General features: G+C 41.5%; 22 protein-coding genes. All 22 read left to right on the forward strand.

Annotation, left to right across the window (positions count from 1 at the left end):
* The first annotated feature begins 21 nt into the window (after window positions 1–21).
* The gene (locus tag ACE5LO_RS07480) at window positions 22–147 is read left to right on the forward strand and encodes a paeninodin family lasso peptide (protein ID WP_375519408.1); all 126 of its coding nucleotides are present in this window, start codon (window positions 22–24) and stop codon (window positions 145–147) included.
* 108 nt (window positions 148–255) lie between these two features.
* A complete protein-coding gene (locus ACE5LO_RS07485) occupies window positions 256–1,182 on the forward strand; it encodes an aldolase (RefSeq protein ID WP_375519409.1) in 927 nt (308 codons plus the stop codon).
* Between the two features lie 166 nt (window positions 1,183–1,348).
* The gene (locus tag ACE5LO_RS07490; protein ID WP_375519410.1) at window positions 1,349–1,648 is read left to right on the forward strand and encodes a lasso peptide biosynthesis PqqD family chaperone; all 300 of its coding nucleotides are present in this window, start codon (window positions 1,349–1,351) and stop codon (window positions 1,646–1,648) included.
* A 62-nt stretch (window positions 1,649–1,710) separates the two neighbouring features.
* Window positions 1,711–2,133: a lasso peptide biosynthesis B2 protein gene (locus ACE5LO_RS07495; RefSeq protein WP_375519411.1), complete on the forward strand. Its 423-nt coding sequence runs from the start codon at window positions 1,711–1,713 to the stop codon at window positions 2,131–2,133.
* Window positions 2,130–3,299, forward strand: coding sequence for a nucleotidyltransferase domain-containing protein (locus ACE5LO_RS07500; protein ID WP_375519412.1), 1,170 nt, complete (start codon window positions 2,130–2,132; stop codon window positions 3,297–3,299). Before ACE5LO_RS07495 ends, ACE5LO_RS07500 begins: the two co-directional genes overlap by 4 nt.
* Before the next feature lie 11 nt (window positions 3,300–3,310).
* Window positions 3,311–5,125 carry an ABC transporter ATP-binding protein gene (locus tag ACE5LO_RS07505; protein WP_375519413.1) on the forward strand — a complete coding sequence of 605 codons (1,815 nt, stop codon included), beginning with the start codon at window positions 3,311–3,313 and terminating at the stop codon, window positions 5,123–5,125.
* Between the two features lie 180 nt (window positions 5,126–5,305).
* Entirely contained in the window at window positions 5,306–6,064 is a 759-nt protein-coding gene (locus ACE5LO_RS07510) for a YveK family protein (RefSeq protein WP_375519414.1), read from the forward strand.
* Window positions 6,045–6,734, forward strand: a complete 690-nt coding sequence (locus ACE5LO_RS07515) for a CpsD/CapB family tyrosine-protein kinase (protein ID WP_375519415.1) — start codon at window positions 6,045–6,047, stop codon at window positions 6,732–6,734. The genes ACE5LO_RS07510 and ACE5LO_RS07515 overlap by 20 nt, the downstream gene beginning before the upstream one ends.
* Window positions 6,735–6,986: 252 nt before the next feature.
* The gene (gene galU, locus ACE5LO_RS07520; RefSeq protein ID WP_375519416.1) at window positions 6,987–7,868 is read left to right on the forward strand and encodes a UTP--glucose-1-phosphate uridylyltransferase GalU; all 882 of its coding nucleotides are present in this window, start codon (window positions 6,987–6,989) and stop codon (window positions 7,866–7,868) included.
* 24 nt (window positions 7,869–7,892) lie between these two features.
* Window positions 7,893–8,570, forward strand: coding sequence for a sugar transferase (locus ACE5LO_RS07525; RefSeq protein ID WP_375519417.1), 678 nt, complete (start codon window positions 7,893–7,895; stop codon window positions 8,568–8,570).
* A gap of 12 nt (window positions 8,571–8,582) precedes the next feature.
* Complete coding sequence (fcl, locus tag ACE5LO_RS07530; RefSeq protein WP_375519418.1) at window positions 8,583–9,536, forward strand: GDP-L-fucose synthase; 954 nt, start codon at window positions 8,583–8,585, stop codon at window positions 9,534–9,536.
* A gap of 13 nt (window positions 9,537–9,549) precedes the next feature.
* Window positions 9,550–10,554, forward strand: a complete 1,005-nt coding sequence (gmd, locus tag ACE5LO_RS07535) for a GDP-mannose 4,6-dehydratase (RefSeq protein ID WP_375519419.1) — start codon at window positions 9,550–9,552, stop codon at window positions 10,552–10,554.
* A gap of 103 nt (window positions 10,555–10,657) precedes the next feature.
* Entirely contained in the window at window positions 10,658–12,199 is a 1,542-nt protein-coding gene (murJ, locus tag ACE5LO_RS07540; protein ID WP_375519420.1) for a murein biosynthesis integral membrane protein MurJ, read from the forward strand.
* 12 nt (window positions 12,200–12,211) lie between these two features.
* Complete coding sequence (locus tag ACE5LO_RS07545; protein WP_375519421.1) at window positions 12,212–13,366, forward strand: glycosyltransferase family 4 protein; 1,155 nt, start codon at window positions 12,212–12,214, stop codon at window positions 13,364–13,366.
* Window positions 13,367–13,410: 44 nt separating this feature from the next.
* The gene (locus tag ACE5LO_RS07550; protein WP_375519422.1) at window positions 13,411–14,667 is read left to right on the forward strand and encodes a hypothetical protein; all 1,257 of its coding nucleotides are present in this window, start codon (window positions 13,411–13,413) and stop codon (window positions 14,665–14,667) included.
* Window positions 14,664–16,238 (forward strand): glycosyl hydrolase family 28-related protein, encoded by a 1,575-nt coding sequence (locus ACE5LO_RS07555; protein WP_375519423.1) that lies wholly within the window; start codon window positions 14,664–14,666, stop codon window positions 16,236–16,238. The genes ACE5LO_RS07550 and ACE5LO_RS07555 overlap by 4 nt, the downstream gene beginning before the upstream one ends.
* Window positions 16,239–16,286: 48 nt before the next feature.
* Entirely contained in the window at window positions 16,287–17,657 is a 1,371-nt protein-coding gene (locus ACE5LO_RS07560; protein ID WP_375519424.1) for an O-antigen ligase family protein, read from the forward strand.
* Window positions 17,654–18,784: a glycosyltransferase gene (locus ACE5LO_RS07565; protein WP_375519425.1), complete on the forward strand. Its 1,131-nt coding sequence runs from the start codon at window positions 17,654–17,656 to the stop codon at window positions 18,782–18,784. The genes ACE5LO_RS07560 and ACE5LO_RS07565 overlap by 4 nt, the downstream gene beginning before the upstream one ends.
* An 18-nt stretch (window positions 18,785–18,802) precedes the next feature.
* The gene (locus tag ACE5LO_RS07570; protein WP_375519426.1) at window positions 18,803–20,008 is read left to right on the forward strand and encodes a glycosyltransferase; all 1,206 of its coding nucleotides are present in this window, start codon (window positions 18,803–18,805) and stop codon (window positions 20,006–20,008) included.
* Window positions 19,986–20,759: a WecB/TagA/CpsF family glycosyltransferase gene (locus tag ACE5LO_RS07575; RefSeq protein WP_375519427.1), complete on the forward strand. Its 774-nt coding sequence runs from the start codon at window positions 19,986–19,988 to the stop codon at window positions 20,757–20,759. The genes ACE5LO_RS07570 and ACE5LO_RS07575 overlap by 23 nt, the downstream gene beginning before the upstream one ends.
* A 79-nt stretch (window positions 20,760–20,838) precedes the next feature.
* Window positions 20,839–22,176, forward strand: coding sequence for a UDP-glucose dehydrogenase family protein (locus tag ACE5LO_RS07580; RefSeq protein WP_375519428.1), 1,338 nt, complete (start codon window positions 20,839–20,841; stop codon window positions 22,174–22,176).
* A 17-nt stretch (window positions 22,177–22,193) separates the two neighbouring features.
* On the forward strand, window positions 22,194–23,576 hold the full coding sequence (locus ACE5LO_RS07585) for a sugar phosphate nucleotidyltransferase (RefSeq protein WP_375519429.1): 1,383 nt from the start codon (window positions 22,194–22,196) through the stop codon (window positions 23,574–23,576).
* Window positions 23,577–23,581 lie beyond the last annotated feature (5 nt).

The following is a 23,581-nucleotide window of genomic DNA, read 5'->3' on the forward strand; positions in this document are numbered from 1 at the left end:
AAACTGTGAGGAGGTGAGAGCATGAAAAAAACGTGGGAAGCGCCGGAATTGGAAGTTCTTGATGTAAAAATGACATTAGCAGGTCCGGGTAGATCGATACCTGATGCGGTACAGCCTGATGAGGATGAAACTGTAAACCATAGCTAATTCGCAAGTAACGTGACGGTTGACTTTGTTGCTGCCCTTATATAACTGTTGGAGTGTATAAGGGCAGGATATTTAAAATAGATTTTATAACCGTTTGGAGTGAATAGAATGATCGTTACAAGTAAGGAAGCCGTCTACAAAGCCTTCGGATTAACGATATCCAGCGATATTCTTCTTCCGGAACTTCATGAGAACCCTTGCTGCCATGCAGATCATATACATGTTTTTATCCAAAAAGCCGATTTGTCACAATTATGGAGCGAGCTTGCCGGACAACAAAAGATGTTCACTGTAAAAGATAATATCGTCATGTTTCAACTGCCTGATGTAGGGACGTTTTGCATTCAAGGTGGTGAAAGTATCCGTGTTTCTCCTGCAGAGGGAGCTGATCCGGATAAAATACGTCTTTACATTCTTGGCACATGTATAGGCGTGATATTGCTGCAGAGAAAAGTACTCCCCTTGCATGGGAGTGCTATAGCTATGAATGGAAAGGTGTATGCTGTAGTCGGAGAATCAGGAGCCGGTAAATCCACACTCGCTTCCGTACTGTTGCAACGGGGATACCAGCTGCTGAGCGATGACGTTATTGCGGTAACGCTGACTCAAGACAATACGCCTTTGGTTATGCCGTCTTACCCGGGACAAAAGCTGTGGAAGGAAAGCATTGAACAGCTTGGGATGGAAGCTGCGGATTTTCAGCCATTATTTGAAAGAGAAAACAAGTTTGCCGTACCTGTAGCTTCCAGTTTTTATTCGGAACCACTTCCGCTTGCCGGCATATTTGAGCTTGTCAAGGCACAGGATGATCAGCTTGGAATTCACCGGATCCAGGGACTTGAGCGACTGTTTGTCTTGAATCGGCACACGTATCGCAAGTCGGTTATTGCTTCACTGGGATTAACGGAGTGGCACTTCAATATTTCAGTGATCTTATTGAGTCAACTTAATCTTTTCCGGTTGCAAAGACCGATTTCTCGATTCACAGCTCCTGAACTGGCTGATTTAGTGTTATCCGAAATAAGTAAAATGTGATACATATCAGGTCCCATTGCCCTTGTATGGTTGCTTGCTTATAAGGGCTTTTTTAATTCGACAAAAACAAAAAAAAGTTTTGCTTGACTGGATACTATTTGTATCATAAATTATTAAATAAGAAATAAGTATACATTATGTATCGATAAGGAGTGAAAGAGAATTCATGAAAAATAATATTTCTGTACACGATACGATACTTCGATGCAGCGGCAACCTGGCAAGCGATATGGACGGGGACAAAGTCATGATGAGCATAGAGAGCGGGAAGTACTATAATCTTGGAAAAGTTGGGGGCAGAATCTGGGAGCTTGCAATATCGCCGGTCACAATCAGTCAGATCGTTGAAGCGCTTGTTGCTGAGTATGACATTGAGCGGGGACTGTGTGAACAGCAGGTGATCACCTTTGTGGCAGCTTTACATAAGGAAAATCTGATTCAGCTTGAGGAAGAAGTAAGCGCGTGAATTCCGTGTGGAGCAGAATTAAGAAATTCATTTCCTCTCCCCCATCAAAGCGAAGGCTGTTCATGGAAGCCTACTTTTACTTGGCATGGGCCCGTATTTTAAAGAGCCTGCCTTTCTCCAGAGTCGCTCCTGCCTTGGGAGCTTCCATGCTAGAGACTTCATATACACATGACCCCTATCATGAGCCGGCATTAAGAGCAGTCTCATTTGCAGTTCGAACGATGAGCCGACATACGCTTTGGGAAAGCACGTGTTTGGTCAAGGCGATTGCAGCAGTAAAGATGCTGGAACGGCGGGGAATTGAAAGCACATTGTATATGGGAACGGCCAAGGATCTCTCTGGTAAAATGATTGCTCACGCCTGGGTGCGCAGCGGCTCTCTGTACATCACCGGGTTCGAGGAAATGGAGAAGTTCACCGTGGTAGGAAAGTTCGGGAAACCATTGAATTCTAAAGCGGGCAAAAGGGGATTAAGCAAAGCATGAATCGTACATTCCATCTCAATACAACACATTTTCCAAAGGAATTAACGCTGCTGCTTGAGTTGCTGCAGGAGCATGATGATACGGACATATCTGAAAGAGTGAAAGATAAACTGTCAGATATTGACTGGGACCGATTTCTGGAGCTTGTCAGACACCACCGGGTATATCCCCTGATTTATCTAAAGCTGAAGAATGTAGACAAAGAGCTGATTCCGGCGTCAATTTTGCAAAACCTTCATTCAGATTACATAAGGAATACGTTCCAAATGCTTCATCTAAGCGGTGAGATGGAGAGGATTTGTAAAGCATTTAACGAAAACGGGATTGATTCACTAATGTTGAAAGGGCCTGTTCTTGCTGAAGCATTATACGGGGATATTTCGCTGCGTACATCAAAAGATTTGGACATTTTGATTAAGCATGATGATGTCGAGAAAGTGGAGATGATCCTATCCAATCATGGCTATAAATTAAAAAGTAAATTTCTGCGTGTTTTAAATGAATCGAAGTGGAAAGTTCACCATGTCAATTATTTTCATCCTCAAAAAGAAATAGAGATTGAACTTCATTGGAGGCTGCATCCGGAGTTTGGAAATGAGCCTGACTTTCAAGAGCTCTGGGAACGGAAGGTTCGCAGTTCTCTTACATCAGAGCCAGTCTATTTTCTATCCGAGGCAGACCTGTTTCTCTATCTTACTTCTCACGGAGCCCGTCACGGTTGGTTTCGGCTTAGGTGGCTAGTCGACATAGACCGTTTAGTAAGGAAGGGACCTGAGTGGGACAACATTTCTGCGTTGTTGAAAAAGCATCATAACCTTCACATTGGGGGCCAAGCATTATTATTAACTTCACATCTGCTGCAAACGCCCTTACCACAACAAATGATTTTTTTTAATATTGGCAGGCGTCCGGCTAAATTAGCACAACAATCGATTGATTTCATAACCGGGAAGGTATCCCCAGAGCAGAAGTCCGGTCGTGTTTGTCTGTATTCATTTTCATTAAAATCATCATCCGAAAAATATCAATATATCATTAGCAACATTTATCCTGGCTCCAACGATGCGGAGGTGCTCCCCCTGCCCAAAGCACTACATTTCATATATTTTCCCTTACGTCCTTTTTTATGGTTTTGGCGGCAAATGAAGCAGAGGACCCATGCTTAGGGGAGGGGATTATGGGAAATATCCTGTTGTTCGTGAACAAGCTGTATGCTTTTGCCGGTATTAAACTTTATTTGAATTTGCTCTGTATGATTGTAATCAGTTTACTTGACGGGATCGGGATTTTTCTGCTTGTACCCATGCTTAGTTTAATCGGGATATTCGATGTTCATATAGGCAACGTTTTAATCATTTCAACTCTCGATGAGGTGCTGCAGACAATACCCACAATCTATCAGCTTGCTGTCATTTTAGGGATTTTTATATTGGTTATTTCAGCCCAGGCTCTGTTGCAGAAAAATCAGTCCTTGCTTGACGCTAGAATTCAACAAGGCTTTATGCGGAGTCTAAGACTGGATATTTATCAGGCATTACTGAGGGCCAACTGGATTTTTCACCTGCAGCGAAGAAAGTCTGATTTCCAGCATATCCTGACATCCGAGTTGGGCAGAGTGAATTATGGAACGACTCTTTTTCTAAGGCTTATTACAACAATTACGTTCATGATTATCCAAGTTGGCATAGCACTGTGGTTATCTGCCAGGATGACCATGTTAGTCCTCTTATGTGGAGTATTACTGGCTTTTATTTCGCGAAAATTTATAAAGCACGCTAAAGAATATGGTAATCAAACGACTGAGCTCGCGAAAAGTTACTATGCCGGAATAAACGATCAGTTAAACGGGATTAAAGATATAAAGAGTAATATGCTTGAACAATCTCATATTTCCTGGTTTCACAAACTGAATCATGACATTGAAGCGAATGTAGTCGAACAAGTAAAAGTACAAACGAACTCCCAATTATTATATAAAGTATCTTCAGCAATACTGATCGGATTATTTATTTTTTTATCTGTGGAAGCATTTCGTGCGCAAGCCGCTCAATTGATGGTCATTATCATTTTGTTCTCACGTCTGTGGCCGAGGTTTACTGTTATACAGTCAAATTTGGAGCAAATTGCATCGACTCTTCCCGCATTCAAGAACCTGCTCGATATACAGAAAGAATGTGAGGGTGCAGCAGAATCGATAGCTTTGCATTGTACCGGGGGTTCCAATTCCTTCAGGGTAAAAGGAGGTATTGAGTGCCGGAGTGTTTATTTCCGATATGATCGGAGCCAGGAATTCTATGCTCTTAAAAATGTTAATTTGTTCATTCCGGCATACCGGATGACAGCTATTGTAGGTAAATCCGGTGCAGGCAAAAGCACCTTAATAGATACGTTAATGGGACTTTTGCGTCCTGAAAGAGGGGAAATATGCATTGATGGAATAGCTCTCACGGATGATACGGTATTTTTGTTAAGAGGTTCTATTGGATATGTACCGCAAGATTCTTTCCTGTTCCATACATCCATTAGAGAAAACCTTCTAATGATGAATCCGGCGGCGAGCGAAGAACAGTTATGGGATGCATTAAAGCTATCCGCTGCGAATGAGTTTATTGAACGTTTTCCTCTTGGGCTTGATTCCGAGATCGGTGACCGCGGCGTCAGGCTTTCCGGAGGTGAAAGGCAACGATTGATACTTGCCAGAGCTCTCTTGCGCAAGCCAGCCATTCTCGTCCTGGATGAGCCTACAAGTGCGCTAGATGCTGAAAATGAAAAAAAAATACAAGAGGTTCTTAACAAACTTAAGGAAGAAATGACCATTATAGTTATTGCTCACCGGCTTTCGACGATCCGAAATGCAGATCAAGTGATTGTGCTGGAAGATGGTCAAATCATTCAAGAAGGAGGATTCCAACAGCTTTCTAATGAAGCTAACGGGGTGTTTGGCAGGTTACTGAGGCATCAAACGGAAATAAAAAATGAAGCAGGAAAGTGAAAAGAAACGATTTCGAAAAAAACGACAAAAGCAGAAAAAGTTTGCTTGACGTGATACTAAATGTATCATAAAGTGAAAATATAAATGAAAATAATACAAAATGTATCAGTAATAAGAACAATGAGGAAATCCTACTTTTTCATAAATTTTAAACAGACATTAGGAAGGGAATGAAAAAACATGGTGGAGTCTTCAATAGAGCTTAAGAGGTATGCAGCGGTTTTGAGGAAACGGGTGTGGCTTATCGTTGCTTGTGTGGTTGTTATAACTGGTGCGACAGGTATATATAGTTACTTCTTTACTGATCCGTTGTACCAGGCTTCTTCGAAAATAATTGTCAATCAATCCAAAAATAGCAATGAAAAAACGGGGCACCTGGAACTAAATGATGTCAATCTGAATATTCAACTGGTCAATACATACAAGGAAATTATAAAGACTTATGCGGTGATGGACCGGGTTGTGGAGAAGCACCCGGAGCTGGGGTTAACCGCAGAACAATTAACTGGAAAAATTGAAGTCAGTAATGTTATTGATTCACAGGTCATGATTTTATCCATTCAGGATCATTCTTACGAGAATGCCATAAAAATCGTTAACGCAGTGGCAACGGTATTTAAAGCAACGATCCCGACCATTATGAGTGTTGACAATGTGGAGATTCTTAGTGAGGCAAAAATAGCGTATGACATTTCTCCGAACCCGGCTTTAAATCTCATCATTGGTTTTATCGTTTCGCTAATGGTATCGGTCGGTGCCGCGTTCCTTCTTGAATATCTTGATGACACCGTTAAAACCGAAGCTGATATCACCGGGCTCCTTGGAGTACCTACGTTTGCGGTTGTTGCTGTCATTACGAGGAAAGACCTGGTGACACAGGACAAAATAACTAACAAACAGGACTTGGAGGGAGCACCGTATGCGACAGTTAACTCTTAAATACCCCTTGGCGATGGATATCAATCCTGCATCATTTATAGCAGAATCCTACCGCTCGTTGCGAACGAATATCGAGTTTTCTTCCTTCGATCAAGATCTGAAGACGATTGCCGTTACTTCAGCCAGGCCCCTGGAAGGCAAAACCACAACAGCGGTCAACATGGCGGCAGCTTTTGCTCAAGCTAAAAAAAATGTAGTACTTATTGATGCTAATTTTCGCAAACCGACCATTCATGACATCTTCAGCAAGCAAAATCGCGGCGGACTTTCCAATATTATCGCCAAACAATATTCTGTACATGAAATGGTGCAGGAAACTCATATCGATAACTTGTCTGTGATCACATCGGGACCTATTCCTCCCAATCCTGCGGAAATGCTATCTTCCAATAACTTCAAGGAAATGCTTGACAAGTTGAAGATGAATTATTCTGTCATCCTTATCGATACGCCGCCTGCTTTAATCGTTACAGATGCCCAGGTTGTTGCTGCGCAATGTGATGGGGTTCTCCTCGTTGTGCATGCAGGTAAGGCCAAGCGCGATGCTGTTGTCAAGGTGAAAGAACATTTGGAGCATGCCAGAGCAAGACTTTTGGGGGTCGTTCTCAACAATGCCAAACGCAATAAAAGAAATAAACAGGAGGAATTTTACTACGAAAACAGAGCGTGAGAGGATTTACGTGAAAATATATTATTTCATTTAGATTTAATAGAAAAAGGATATGAATGTATTGTTATTAATAGGTAATGCCTACTGTACCTTTATCACTGTAGGCACTCGGCCATGCTGTGGGTTCATGGAACCTTAGACGTTGATCGTCGGTGGTGTGGCGTGAGGGTGGGTTTGATGCCCATTATTTTTCTTACAGTTGATAGAGAGATTGGAACAGTCAGAGCTATAGAAAAATAGGAGGGGAAATCATTGAAGAGAGTACGCAAAGCAATCATACCAGCTGCCGGGTTAGGCACCAGATTTTTGCCGGCTACCAAGGCAATGCCGAAAGAGATGCTTCCGATCATCAACAAGCCTACTATCCAGTATATCGTGGAAGAAGCGATCGAATCGGGCATTGAAGATATCATCATTGTAACAGGTAAGGGAAAGCGGGCAATCGAGGATCACTTCGATCATGCGTTCGAACTCGAAACCAACCTGGTGGAGAAGGGGAAGCTGAAGCTGCTTGAAGAAGTACGCCGCTCCTCCAGCGTAGACATTCATTATATTCGCCAGAAGGAACCGAAGGGGTTAGGGCATGCGGTATGGTGCGCAAGACGTTTTATCGGCGACGAGCCTTTCGCCGTTCTTCTGGGCGACGACATCGTACATAGCGATATTCCTTGCTTAAAGCAACTGATTCAACAGTATGAGAGAACAGGTACATCGGTAATCGGAGTACAGCCGGTACCGGAACAAGACACAACCCGATATGGCATTATCGATCCGGTAACCCAAAACGATCGGCTGTATCAAGTTGGCGCATTTGTGGAGAAACCGCCGCTTGGGACCGCTCCTTCCAATCTGGCCATTATGGGCCGTTACATTTTAACATCTGAAATCTTCGACATATTGTCTGTACAAGAGGAGGGTGCCGGCGGAGAAATTCAACTGACGGACGCCATTCAGCAATTGAATATGATTCAGGGCGTCAATGCTTTTCATTTCGAAGGTATCCGGTACGATGTCGGCGATAAGCTGGGTTTTATTCTGACAACTTTAGATTATGCGCTCCGGGATAACGAACTCAGTGGAGAGCTGTTGAAGGCAATAGAAGCTATCGTCTACAGGTATCTCGTACGCAAATAAATCGGATAAGGAGGATAGCCGGGGATGCAAAATGTAACCAAAGAGGAGCAACTTATAGAAACAAGTGCATATGTTTCTGTTTCCGCTCCAAAGCATGCATTATTTTTGGTGACCAAGAGAACGATGGATATCCTCGGAGCTTTATTCGGCATTGTCATATTACTTCCGGTGTTGGTTTTGGTTGCACTGCTTATCAAGCTGGAGGATCCGAAAGGCCCAGTTCTGTTCAAGCAGCAAAGAGTCGGAAGAAATGGAAAACCGTTCAATATGTATAAATTCCGTTCAATGGTCGCGAACGCAGAAGAGCTCCTGGAGCAATTGCTGGATAAAAATGAAGTAAACGGCAACATGTTCAAAATGAAAGAGGATCCAAGAATTACAGCAATCGGAAAGCTGATCAGAAAAACAAGCCTGGACGAATTGCCGCAGTTGTTTAATGTACTGAAAGGTGAGATGAGTCTGGTTGGTCCAAGGCCGCCTTTGCCTCGAGAAGTGCAAAAATATACTGCGTATCATTGGAAGAGGCTGGAGATAACTCCGGGATGCACGGGGTTGTGGCAAGTTAGCGGCCGGAATAGCGTCGGATTTGAGGAAATGGTGGAATTGGATTTGGAATATATCAGACGAAGAAGCTTGTTATACGATGTAAAGATCATTTTTAAAACCGTATGGATTTTAATACGTCCCAATGACGCTTATTAAGGAGGTGCTCTTATGGAGAAGATATCCAAAATTTTTGTCGCAGGACATCGCGGATTGGCAGGGTCAGCCATTATGCGAAGATTGCAATCCGAGGGCTATGAAAACATTGTGGTCCGAACCTCGGCTGAATTGGATTTGCGAGATTACAATAAAGTTTTATCCTTTTTCCAAGAAGAACAATTTGAATACGTGTTTCTCGCTGCCGCCAAGGTAGGAGGCATCGTCGCCAATAACGAATATCCCGCGGATTTCATTCGTGATAATCTGCTCATCCAAAACAGTGTAATTGATTCGGCTTATCGAACTGGAGTGGAAAAACTATTATTCCTGGGCAGCACCTGTATTTATCCGAAGTATGCCCCGCAGCCGATGAGAGAGGAGTATTTGTTAGCCGGTGAACTGGAATCAACCAACGAACCATACGCGATTGCTAAAATCGCGGGTGTGAAGATGTGCCAGTCTTATAACCGCCAATACGGGACGAAATTTATTTCCGTCATGCCGACCAATTTGTATGGGCCTAATGATAATTATGATCTGCACAGCTCGCATGTGCTGCCAGCACTTGTCCGGAAGTTTCATGAAGCGAAAATGAACGGAGCCGAATCTGTAGAGATTTGGGGAACAGGTACTCCAAAACGGGAATTCCTCCATTCGGATGACTTGGCGAATGCTTGCGTTTACTTGATGAACAATTATGAAGGCAATGATATTGTCAATATCGGCGTTGGAGAAGATATCTCCATTCTTGAACTTGCCGGGAAGATAAAAGACGTCGTCGGTTATCATGGCCGGATTGTATTTGATACGAGCAAGCCTGACGGAACACCACGCAAGCTGGTGGATGTAACACGGTTGCACCGGTTGGGATGGCAAGCTTCCATTTCGCTGGAGGAAGGCTTGGCAGTGACTTATCAATGGTATGTACATAATGAACAACAATTACGTAAAGAAGTAACTGTCTAGGAGGAGATCAATTATGAAGAAGGCATTAATTACAGGTGTTACTGGTCAAGATGGTTCGTATTTAGCGGAGCTTCTCCTGGAAAAAGGCTACAAGGTTTATGGTGTTCGGCGCAGAACCAGTACTGCAAATTATGAGAATGTTGAGCATATCAAGGACGAAATTGAGTGGATCTCCGGCGATTTAGCGGATCTTTCCTCTTTGATCGAAGCGGTCAACAAGTCACAGCCTGATGAAGTATACAACCTTGCGGCCCAGTCATTCGTCGAAGCTTCCTGGCCTCAACCGTTATTTACCGGTAACGTAACGGCCATCGGGGTAACAAACATGCTTGAAGCTGTTCGCATAGCCAGACCTGCTGCAAAATTTTATCAAGCTTCCAGCAGCGAAATGTTCGGAAAAGTGGTTGAAACTCCACAAAAGGAAACGACGCCATTTTACCCGCGCAGCCCGTATGGTGTTGCCAAATTGTACGGCCACTGGATTACAGTTAACTATCGTGAGAGCTTCGATATGTTTGCATGCTCAGGTATATTGTTTAACCACGAATCTCCGAGACGGGGGATGGAATTCGTTACTCGCAAGGTGACCAATGCGGTTGCCCGGATTAAACTTGGATTGCAGAATGAGCTGCGTATGGGCAACCTTGACGCGAAGCGCGATTGGGGCTTCGCAGGTGATTATGTTAAAGCTATGTGGCTCATGCTTCAGCAGGAGCAGCCTGACGATTATGTCATTTCAACGGGTGAAACCCACACTGTTCGTGAATTATTAGAGGTCGCGTTCTCTTATGTTGATTTGAATTATGAGGATTATGTTGTCATCGATCCGAAGTTTTTCCGTCCCGCTGAGGTAGATTTATTGCTTGGTGATTGCTCCAAGGCGAAGCAAACTCTTGGTTGGGAATTGGACGTTAGTTTTGAACATTTGATCCATATGATGGTGGAAGCGGATATAAAACGTGTGTTGGCTGAACATAAATATCGTAGTGAGATCATCACTGATGTGGCTGTAGTCTAATAAAATTTATATGTAGGCTGGCTCCTTCATTTATTTTGCCTGGAAGAATCCAGTCTGCATGATGATTTAACCAATAATCACGTATTCTCAATAGGAGAAACCTGTGGGCAAACACTATATTAGAGTTGGGATTATACTGTTGATCGTAGTTGCTATTGGCAGACTTTTTGGTTTTGTGCGAGAAACATTAATCGCAGCCAGTTTCGGGGCATCAGGAGTTACGGATGCCTTTTTTGTTGCGATGTCAATACCCAATATTGTATTTGCAACCATAAGCACAACGGTCGGCATTATTATAGTGCCTACGTTAACCAAAATCTCGGTCAAAGACGAAGGATTGGTCAATGCTTATTCAAGCTTTATATGTTCTGCATTAATTGGGATTGTTATTTTCTTTTCTATTATCGGTGCGATTGCCTCGCCATTGTTAATTGAATCAATATTCCATAATTTAGAATATTATCAACTGGCAGTTTTATTAACAGCGCTCTATTTTCCTTCGCTCATTCCAATGACAATCAGCCATTTTCTCTCGTCCTATTTGCAGGTGAAAAAGGTGTTTGTTTTACCGACAATCACTCAGTTAATTTCAAATATACTTGTTGTTTTAGCAACGATTTTCTTTGCGCAGACCCTTGGCATTCAAGCTGTCGTTGTGGGCACACTTACAGGGATTACGTTACAGTCCATCATTTTATATTTTTTTAGCAAAAGATACGGTTTTAAACTAAGAATAAAAGCAGAATTCTCTAAAATTAAATCTTATTTTAAGGATGACTTAAAGAAGATATCTCCTATTATTTTCACTTCTTTCGTCATTCAAGCGAACCTTATGATAGATAGATTTCTTGCTTCATATTTGGGGGAAGGAAGCATATCATCTTTAAGCTTTGCGTTTAAAATAAATGAATTTGTAACAAGTATTATCATCACTGCGCTTGGAGCAATTCTTTATCCTAATTTTGCGGAGCTGCACCAGAAAAACGAAATTGATAAATTGAAAACTTTAACTTTCGGCAGTATAAAAATGATCTTATTAATTGCAATTCCTTTAGTGCTTGGGTTTATGGAATATTCACAAAGTATAGTAAAAGTGTTGTTTGGCTATGGGGAATTTAATACGGATGACATTAATTCAACAGCAGCTTGCTTGTATTATTATGCTGTTTCAATCCCTTTTCTGATCATTACTTCCGTGTTAAGCAGATACTTTTACGCTGTAGAGGATGTTAAAGCCGTGCTATTAAATTCAGTTTATTACACTCTGCTTAATATCTCATTAAGTCTGACACTTGTTAATTATCTTGATGCGCTTGGCATCGCCATTGCCTTTTCATTATCTTCCTGTGTTGGATGCATCATGTTATTGTTCAAACTTTATAAGAGAGTCAGGCTGTTCTCCTGGAAGGATTTTTTAATCATTACAGGCAAGATATCTGCCGCAGCCGCTCTGATGATTGTTATTGTTCATAGCTTCAACAATTTAATTAAGATCAATCAGGTATTAGAAATGGGTATTGGCGGCCTGATTGGTGTTATTACGTATTTCTCGTTATTAATACTCTTCAGAGTTCATGATGCCAAAATGATTTTAGGAATGGTGAAGCTAAAAAACAAAAAGCAGAAAGCAATAATCAATGGATAAGAGGTGTGAAAGTTGCTGAAGGCTCAAAGCGCATATAAAGGGATCGTCTCCGTAGGGACAAAGTTTCACGCTCCCTATACCGCTGACGCATTATTTCAATATAATATGCTGAATAAATTTATAGCAGGCAAAAGATTCGAAAACAGGACGAAAATACCTGACGCGATGATCATGAACATTTCATTACCCCATTACATTGGGGCTTTGCTGAGAAAATTGCCTCTGATAGGGCACAAATTGCCTTACAATATTATTTCCGACAAATTATTTGATGTATTTGCCAAAAATAAAATGTGTGATGTTGATTTTTTTATTGGTTTTAATAACTATTCCTTGGACCAAATGAAAAAATCCAAAAATAAAGCAACCCTTTTTCTTGAACAACGAATAGCCCATGTTCAAACAGAACAAGAAATATATATCAAAGAGTTTGGCAAGCTTCCTTCAAACTTGTCATCCTTAATAATAAAAAGGAAATTAATGGAGTACGAATTGGCTGATTATATACTGGTACCAAGCCAGTTTGTATTTGATTCAATGGTTAGTAACGGTATACCTGAGGAAAAGCTTATACTTATTCCTTATGGCTACGACCCGGGAGTATTTTACAAAAAAGAAGAAAAGACAACCACGAATGAGGGGTTAAAGGTTGTTTTTGTTGGGCAGGTTGGATTTCGAAAGGGAATAAGATATCTTTTGGAGGCTGTTCATAATTTACAAAGAAAGGGGAGGGACATTCAATTAACTTTGGCTGGAAACATTGACAACAATGTAATGACCTTATTAGAGAGCTATAAGGATAGCTTCATCCATAAAAAATTTGTTCCTCAGAAGGAATTGGTGGATATCTATAATGAATCCGATCTTTTTATTCTGCCAAGTCTTTGCGAAGGAAGCGCGCTTGTTACCTATGAGGCAGCCGCATGTGGTCTTCCGCTTATAGTTACCCATAACACCGGAACCGTCGTCACCAATAATCATGATGGTATTATTGTTGAATCAGGTAGCACGAAATCCATCGAGGAGGCACTTGAAAAGCTTTATTTTGACAGGGGATTACTTAAAGATATGAAATTTAATATTTCCAACACGATAAAAGAGTATACATGGGATAAATATGCTGAAAAACTTGTAACGGCTATTGTCCAACGTTTAAAAAATTTATAGTCAGACAGGACCTATGTATGAACTTAAATTGAGGTGGGGAAACGGTGATCCAAATCAAGCCTTACATCGAGCATACTTCGTACTGCCCCGACTGCAATTTTAGGATGGATAATAAGCATATACTCTGGCAAGGAATACATGTTTGTTCCGTAACTTTCTGTCATCTGTGCGGCAAAGAGTATATTGAAGACCTGAGAACTGGTCATGCTACGTATTTTCCATTTAGATTAGAAGTAGCTACACAAACGTTAATAGGTCCGGAAAAGGCAAGAAAATGGCTGGGTGAGCCCTTCAAAAAATCCATATTAAATCCTTCGCATGAGTTTGAAGTGAAAATGGAAGTTACAAAAATGAAAGACTTCAAGAAGGTCATCGTCATGAATTGCATTGACTATTTGTATGGACATTCTTTGCTTAAGCTATTAAATGCACAACGCGAAAATGAAGAAAACGAAAAAATGGGTATTATTGTAATTATTACAAAGGCTTTTGAATGGATGATTCCGGATTTTATATCCGAAGTATGGTGTGTGAACATTCCTTTTCATAAAGCCAGAAATTATTACCCTCAATTGCATGATTTAATTCATAAAGAATTAGAACGGTTCGATGAAGTCTATTTAAGCAGGGCTTACTCACATCCCAGCCAGTTTGACATTGAGGTATTTACGAGTGTCAAGCGCTATCACCGGGATAGAGTCAAGCATCCCAAAATCACATTTATTTGGAGAGAAGACCGCTTATGGATTGCGAATTTTTATATTTCGAAACTTTTACATAAGTATCCCGAATTCAAAACGTACTTCATACCATTTATATATTTTCAGAAATGGAAGGTTACGTTTTTATTCCGGAAACTAAAAAAACATTTTCCAAACCATGAATTTGCAGTAAGTGGAATTGGGGTCACTGGAAGGTTTCCAGGTTGGGTAAAGGACGGGAGAACCTCCAGTTACACCAGGGAAATGGAGCATCACAGTTGTAAAACATATAGTGAAAGTGAACTTGTCATTGGGGTACATGGTTCCAATATGCTTCTCCCTTCGGCTCATGCAGGAATGACTCTGAATTTAATTCCTAAAGACAGATGGGGGAATTTTGCACAGGATATTCTTTTTCAAAAGTGCAATGAGAAAGTTAATATTTATTTACACAGGTTAATACCTATTGAAACAAGAATTTCAGTTTTGACGAAAATTATTAACAATCAAATAAACGGTCTCGATCATTACATTATGCAAATGACAGAGGATATTGTAAATAGCTCAATATATCCGAAGAAAATGGGGGGTAACGCTTGAAGCACACTGAACAACCACAGGAGGGCGGGTTTAATCCCAAAAAGGCGGAATTTGGTGCAATTGGCGACGGTAAAAGTCATCCGCTTTCGGATAAATATACAACATTAGCCGAAGCACAGGTCAAATTTCCGCATGCCACATCACTTACTGACGAAATTGATTGGTGCGCGATTCAAGGAGCTATTTACGCAGCAGCGGCAAAGGGTGGAGCAGTAATCCTGCCAGCATCCATTTACATTATTAATAAACCGCTTTTGTTGCAGGAAGGAGTTATTTTACGCGGTTTAGGAAACTATGCAAAAGCAAAGAGTGCGCAAATCAGGCTGGCGGATAACGCGAACAGTACAATGTTAATGACACCGGCGGGAGCTAGCGGAAACATTGAGGATAGGAAACACCATATTTGCATTGAAAATATCTGTTGGGATGGAAACTATGAGAATCAATCGGCTGAGAATATTGCAATTAAGTTCTGGGGAGTATACGTGGGCAGTTGGATACACAATTGTTTAATTTCAAATACGTATGGTCCCGCGCTCTCACTTGCCATCGGATCAGACCTGGAAATCGTGAATACATGGATTAATGGGGCGATTACCGACGGTTATGCAGTAGAGATAAATAAAGATGCTGCTGCTGGTACACTTCAAGGATCGATTTACATGAATAATTTATATATAGAGAACACCAGAACTGCAGCAGCGGGAGCCGCTGGTGATCCAAGAAATAACCCTGACCACAGAGGTAAAGGCATTCTTATTCGTAATGTCGTGCATTGCCACATCACTGAACTCCATCAGGAAGGATTATTAATCGGAGCTGACATTGAAGATTGTCATTTAGTCAGAATTTCCGCAATGTCGTTAGCACATGTAGGTAATGAAAGTGTGCCTGATTGTGCATTTGCCAGGATGGTGGGTAAAGTGAGCCGATTAATTTATTTGGGCACAGGAACCGCACACAACTATACATCAAACTGGTCTTTTCTCAAAAAGGCTGCTGGCGTTGGTTCAAACCATTTTCCTAATATTCCACAGAATGTTGCTTATCTTGGTGAATACATTGGAACAAATGATTCTTCTTTGCCGTTATATTTCGCCAGAAGCAAAGTTACTAACGAGTTAATGGTGAAAAGGGTTGGCAGTGAATCGGAACAATTTATCAAGATTAATGCGACAGAAAATGACGAAACCCTATACGGTTATATGTCTCAGTCCGGAGAGTATACGCGTTTTGGATCAACCTATAACCAGGGTACTACGAAGAAGACATTTCTTGAGTATCGAAGTACCGGAAATTTAGGAGAACGTATTAATACCTATGCTCCCATGTATTTTGTTGATCGTAATAGCAACAGTAATTTGTCCCATGGAGCCGTATATAACCTTAACGGGGTTCTTACCAGGTACCAGGATGGAGTGCCTCAAGCCATTGTTATGGTGAGGACGGGAACAACGGCACCTACAGTGACTCCCCATTATATAGGTGAGGAGTACATTGATACGACTAATAAAATTGCATATAAAGCTGTGGGCTTAACGGCTTCTGACTGGAAGCGGCTTACAGAATGAAAATATGTTTTTTACCGAAGTAGACTATTAAAAGGGGGCGGCTCCATTATGGACGCTCATTTTGCAGCAGCCATCATTTTTTATGCAGCATTGATATCCATTGTGTTCTTGCCATTAGGATCTGTAATGATTTCCTATGTAATTATGTGCAATCTTGATGTTCCGGGCTTAGGCAATACAATAAAAATTCTTATAGTGCCATTAATACTATTACTTCGCTTCCATATCTACAGAAAACAAAATAGGTTAGAACCAAATGAAATAAATATAATTGCTAATCCCTCTTTAACTTACGGTACCTGGATTTTATTTGCTTGCTACTCTTTTTTGGCCATCTTCTGGAGCGAAACGGGGAATTATGTTGCAGGGTTGAAGTTTGTACTGCAATTAGTAGGAATTTTTCTGTTCTATATCACATTTAAACAGGCGAATCAGCTACAGCTATTGAATCGAGGATTTGTTACATCAAGTGTATTTGCTACATTGGCATTAGGTGTGCTTCAAACGTATGTTGTTGAGTCAAGCTTTGGTGTAGAATTATCCAGATTTACAGGGTTTGTAGCATCTCAGCAATATGCTGCGTTTTTGGTTGGATTGTTGGCCGTTACGCTTTGGAATTATCAGCCGAGATGGGGAGGAATGAAATTCGTTCTTTCTTGTCTGCTGCTCACGGCTTTATTTGCTAACGGAAGCCGGACCTGGTTTCTTGGTGCGGTGATTGTGTTTGCGTTTTGGCTGATTCATCGAACGTTGAAGAATCTTGCTTATGCTGCTCTTGTACATATGATGACGGGAATGGCTATTTTGGGATCGTTTATGTTATATCAGTATTCAATGGCAAATGAAAATCAATGGAGAGATGCGAACAGATTATTGGACACATATTATTCAATTGTAGAAGGGGAGGATGTAGCATCAGAGGGGACATTCGGGGCCAGGAAAATCATGAATGAAGGAATGCTGGCGGAAATCAGGGAAGGAACGACAATGCAATTATTGTTTGGTCATGGTACGTCCGCTTCGGAGAAGGTAGCAAAGAAGTACCATTCCTATATGTATAGGAACGGGGTTGAGGATCCAAACCGTGTGGCTCATAATGAATGGTTACGGATTGTGTATGAATTTGGAATTGTCGGAATAACTCTCTGGTTAACCTTTCTCATGCTTTGCCTGCTTCGATTGGTTAAACAGAAAGTTAAAATGTTGCCTTTATTGTCCTATGCAATAGGATTACTTTTTGCGTTAACGACTGAAAATATATTGATGGGTGCCGGAAATGTAGTTTTATGCGGCTTAATGATCCTTCTCGCATGCAAACAAACGCGAACTGTGCCTATCCTAACAAATGTTTTGTCAAAGAATGATAAGACAGCACCTTCAATAATTTCATTAGGGTACAGATCGGAGGTACCTTCATGAATAAGAAAATCCTGTATATTCGGAATTTTGCAAGCAAAGTAAACCCCAATTCATATAATCTTCAGGAAATCGGATTTGGCAAGGCTTTGGTAAGAAAGGGATATGACTGCGATATCATCTACTACAGCGATAATAACAAACAGAAAATTGAGGAGGTTTACAATTATTTCAACACCTCACTCCGATTAATCTGGATGAAAGGGATCAAGATTTTAAGTAACAGTATTTATTCCCAGATACTAAACAATAAATTTTTGAACCAATATGATTTGATCATTACAACGGAATATAATCAATTGATGACCTATCTGCTATCAAGGCTTTGTCCAGATAAGCTGATTTTATATCACGGACCTTATGAAGATCATAACAATTTGTTGATCAGGAAAACCTATGACAAATTATTGTTGCCTCACATCAGAAATAAAATAAGATATAACTTCGTAAAATCAGATTTGGCTAACGGATATTTGCAGCAAAAAGGATTTAAGAATCCTTTTACTTTAGGGGTGGGATTAGATCGGGATAAATTTGAAGAGAAGATGCATGTGAATCATGAAATAGAGATGGAAATGAATAAGATTAATCATAAAAAAACGCTTCTGTATGTCGGAGTGCTCGAAGACAGGAGAAATATCGAATTTATCATGGAGGTGCTTAGAAGGTTAGTTACAATAGATCAGAGTTTCCGAATGATTATTGTTGGCGAAGGGAAGAAAGAAGATAAAGAAAAATACTGGAGATTCATCTATGAACATGGGCTAGAGGACTATATTATTCATTTTTCAAAGGTGGATCAAAGGTTCCTTTGGCAAGTTTATTTTGCCAGTGATCTTATGCTGTTCCCTACGAAATATGATATTTTCGGAATGGTTTTGTTAGAAAGCTTGTACTTTAACGTTCCCATTATTTCTTCTTTGAATGGCGGATCGTCAACGTTGTTGAAAAAAGACCTTAAAGGCATTTACGTTGAAGATCTGGATGAACAAGCATGGGTTAACAGGATACTGCACATAACAAATGATTTGAACACCAAAGAGGCTATGAAATCTGAGCAGATAGTTGACAACTGTTCCTGGGATGAAATTGCAGAAGTGATGTTAAAACAGATAGTGCCAGTCTCATAATGAATGGTGGGGATACAATTGATAAAGGTTTTGTTAGTGCATAACTATTATCAACAACGTGGAGGAGAAGATAAAGTAGTTGCCCAGGAACTCGAACTTCTTCAGGCGAAAGGGATAGACGTTCAGGCTTACTCGGTTCACAATGATAAGATAAAAGAGCAAGGTATAGTTCGAAAGGCGCTAACCGCACTGGAAACCACCTGGTCCCATCAAGAATATTTGAATATAAAAAAATTATTAATGGACATGAAACCCGACGTGGTGCATGTCCATAATTTTTTTCCGCTTGTTTCCCCCTCGATATATTATGCAAGCAGACAAGCGGGGATTCCAGTGGTTCAAACTCTGCACAATTACAGGCTGATTTGTCCTGCCGCAACATTTATGAGGAACAATCAAGTCTGTGAAGAATGTCTGCATGGTTCATTAATGAATTCGGTAAAGAATGGATGCTATCGAAATTCAAAGGTTCAGACTTTACCGGTAGCTTCAATGATTAAAATCAATCGAATCATGGGAACCTGGAGCCGTCAAGTAAATCGATATATCGTTCTTACTGAATTTGCTAAAAAAAAGTTTATCCAAAGCGGGCTGCCGGCAGAACGGATCGTTGTAAAACCGAACTTTATCAAAAGGCCGCGAAAGTCTGCTTCTTTACCTCCTGTTCATAACTATATTGTTTTTGTAGGAAGAATATCTGCTGAGAAAGGAGTTCAAAATTTATTGGAGGCATGGAGGCTAGTTAGGAACAAATCAGAGACAAAGCTTCTAGTCATTGGGGATGGACCGGAAAGAGAAAGGCTGTCCGCGATGTATGGTGATGAAAGTGTGCAGTTTTTAGGAAATCAAGATGCAGAGACCGTCCTGCAATATATGGAACACGCACGATATCTGGCTGTACCCTCTATTTGGTATGAAGGCTTCCCAATGACGATTGTGGAGTCCTATTCGGTAGGCACCCCTGTATTATGCAGCAGGATCGGGGCTTTGGAGGAAGTTGTAAAGGATGCTGTCACAGGATTTCACTTTTCCCATGACAACATCGAACATATAAGTGAGACCATAGAACATGCCCTGGATAACATCCATTATCAAGAAATGAGAAATAATGTTAGAAGAGCTTATGAAGCTCTCTATACTGAAGATGTAAGTTTCAATCAAATACTAAATATATATAAGGAAGTCATTGAGGAGAACGCTTATGCAAAGACAAATGAAATATAAGTATGGAAAAATCATCAATTCCAATATTACCGCTCTTACTTTTCAAGAGACAATCATTGAATTAGAAAAATGGGTTGCAAATAAAGAAAATCATTATGTCTGTGTTTGCAATACGCATTCCATAGTGACTGCCAGCAATGATAAATTATTCGCAACTGTCCTCAATAATGCTGGGATATGTACGCCTGATGGAACGCCTGTAGTCTGGGCTTTACGTTCTTATGGGTTTACTGAACAAGATCGGGTCGATGGTCCGAATATGATGTTGAAGCTGTGTGAGCTCTCTGCTCAAAAAAAATATAAGATTTTTTTCTATGGCGGAACTGCAGAAACGTTGGAACAATTGAATCGAAAGGTCACACAGATGTTTGAAGGGATAGAAATTGCCGGTAGCTACTCTCCCCCTTTCAGGAATTTAACTGCATATGAAGAAACAGAAATCGCTGACATGATAAACACATCCAATGCTGATTTTATATTTGTTAGTTTAGGTTGCCCCAAGCAGGAAATCTGGATGTATAACAACAGAGAAAAAATAAGAGGAATCATGATCGGTGTGGGCGCGGCGTTTGAATATATTACGGGAAATATAAAACGCCCGCCTTTATTTTTCCAAAAGGCTGGATTGGAATGGGTGTTCAGGCTGATTTCTGAACCGAAGCGGCTATGGAAACGGTATGCGTACAATAATCCGGTGTATGTGTATCGTTTTTTTAAAACCTACAGAAAAAACAAAAAGATTAGCTGTTAGACATGGCAGCTTCAAATGGGAGCGGCCTCTTCAGATTACATATTTCTTAATATTAATTGATGAAGGAAGGGTGGGAGCTATGAATCTTACTGTGATCGGCACCGGCTATGTCGGATTGGTTTCCGGCGTATGTTTCTCAGATCTCGGCAATAATGTCGTATGCGTAGACAAAGACAGCCCCAAAATCGAAATGCTGCTTCGAGGAGAAGTACCGATCTACGAACCTGGTCTCAAAGAACTGATTGCGAAAAATACTGCGGAAGGCCGCTTGTCCTTCTCCACCGACATTTCCGCTCCTGTACAGGACGCGGAAATTGTGTTTATAGCGGTCGGTACGCCCCAGCTGCCGAACGGGGAAGCGAATCTGCAGTATATCGACCAAGCAGCTCGCGAGATTGCGGTTGCTTTAAACGGCTACAAAATTATCGTCACAAAAAGTACGGTTCCGGTGGGTACGAACGAACGGATCAAGCAAATCATCGGCGAACTGACGACACATCCCTTTGATGTCGTTTCGGTACCGGAATTTCTCCGGGAAGGCTCCGCGATCAAGGACACACTTCACCCCGATCGTGTCATTATTGGAGCAGAGAGTAAAGAAGCTGCGGAAACGATTGCTGTTCTGCATAGGCCGTTAACGAGCAAGATTATCGTGACCGATATTCGCAGCGCGGAAATGATCAAATATGCTTCCAACGCATTCTTGGCGACAAAAATATCTTTTATTAACGAAATTGCGAATATTTGCGAGAAAGTCGGAGCTGACGTTACACTGGTGGCGAAAGGCATGGGAGAGGATCGAAGAATCGGTGCTTCCTTCCTGAATGCTGGCATCGGTTACGGCGGATCGTGCTTCCCGAAGGATACTCACGCCTTGATCCAGATTGCGGGAAATGTAGAATATGATTTTAAATTGCTCCGCTCTGTCGTGGAAGTTAATCAGATGCAAAGATTTAACGTAATCAGTAAGCTTCAGGAATCGTTAGAGGATTTGGCAGGAAAGACAGTCGGGATATGGGGATTGGCCTTCAAACCGAATACGGATGATGTGAGGGAGGCTCCTGCGTTGGAAATTGTTCCTGCCCTTATCACACATGGTGCGAAAGTGAAAGTGTATGATCCCATTGCAATGGATAAGTTCCGCAAAGAATACAATCATGAATCTATCCTATGGAGTTCCAATGCAGTTGCAGCGGCGGCGGAATGCGACGCGTTATGTTTATTAACCGAATGGGATGAATTTGTAAAGACAGATTTACAGCAAATTGAGAAAGTCATGGATCGGCCTATACTGGTGGACGGAAGAAACGTATTTTCCCAAGAACAGATTGAAAAGACGGACTTTACGTACTATTCGGTTGGCCGTCCGATGATGAATAGATCGAATGCACAGAAACCTTCTTTTTTGAACATATAAAAAAATGGAGTGGTCTTATGAAACTCGTACTTTTATCCGGCGGATCCGGCAAGCGTTTATGGCCATTATCAAATAATTCGCGTTCGAAGCAATTTTTGAAAGTGCTCACATCGCTTGACAATAAGCCTGAATCCATGGTGCAGCGAGTATGGCGGCAGTTAGCTGCGGGGGGAATGCAGAGCAACGCATATATTGCGACAGGGAAAGGCCAGTTAGATGTTCTTCAAAGCCAACTGGGGTACGAAGCACAAATCATCGTGGAGCCGGAAAGGCGTGACACGTATCCGGCCATTGCGCTCGCGGCGGCATATCTGTATTCGATTGTAGGTGTACAATTGAATGAAATAGTAACGATCCTTCCCGTTGATCCTTATGTGGAGGATCATTTTTTTGATACAATCAAGCAATTGGAGTCCGTTATCTATAGCTCTGGCGCGGATCTGGCGCTCATCGGGGTGAAACCCACATACCCCTCCGAGAAATACGGTTATATCGTTCCTGGATATGATCGTGAAAGATATTTAGCATCTGAGTATGTAACCGTCAGTCACTTTACCGAAAAACCCGCCGAGGACAAAGCGATGGAGCTCATTGAGCAGCAAGCGCTTTGGAATTGCGGGGTTTTTGCTTTTAAGCTCGAATATATCATCAATCATTTGAAAAACAATGGACTCCCGATCCATTATGAGGAATTGCTAAAGCAATACATCCAGCTCCCAAAGCTCAGCTTCGATTACGTGGTTGTCGAAAAAGCGTCCCACATCGTAGCAGTCCCCTACGGCGGATATTGGAAGGATCTTGGGACCTGGAACACGTTGACGGAGGAAATGGCCAGTCATCAAGTAGGCAAAGGTATCATAACATCTGATTGTATGAATACACATCTGGTTAACGAATTGGATCTGCCGGTAACGATCCTTGGAATTTCTAACGCTGTTGTTGCCGTAAGCCCGGATGGAATACTGGTTTCACAGAAGGAATCCAGCCCCAGAATTAAAGATGTTTTGAAGCATATGGATGATCAGCGGCCTATGTATGAGGAACGCCGGTGGGGGTGGTATAAGGTGATCGACTATGACAAATTGCAGCAAGGCGGAGAGGTATTGACAAAGAGAATCCATATAGATGCCGGAAAAAATGTAAGCTACCAACAGCATATGAAACGCAGCGAAGTTTGGACGATTATTTCCGGAACCGGGTATTTTCTGCTGAATGAGAAGATGATTCCCGTGAAGGCTGGGGATGTACTGCACATTCCGGTTGGGGCGAGGCATAGCATTAGAGCGTTGGAAGCTCTGGATTTTATCGAGGTGCAGCAGGGGAGCGAGTTGATTGAAGAAGATATCGTAAGATTGGAGACCTCCTGGGAAGAAATGCTGCAGGCTCGTATTGGGAGATGAGCGTT

The sequence above is a fragment of the Paenibacillus medicaginis genome, assembly GCF_042138635.1.
GTDB lineage: Bacteria > Bacillota > Bacilli > Paenibacillales > Paenibacillaceae > Paenibacillus > Paenibacillus medicaginis.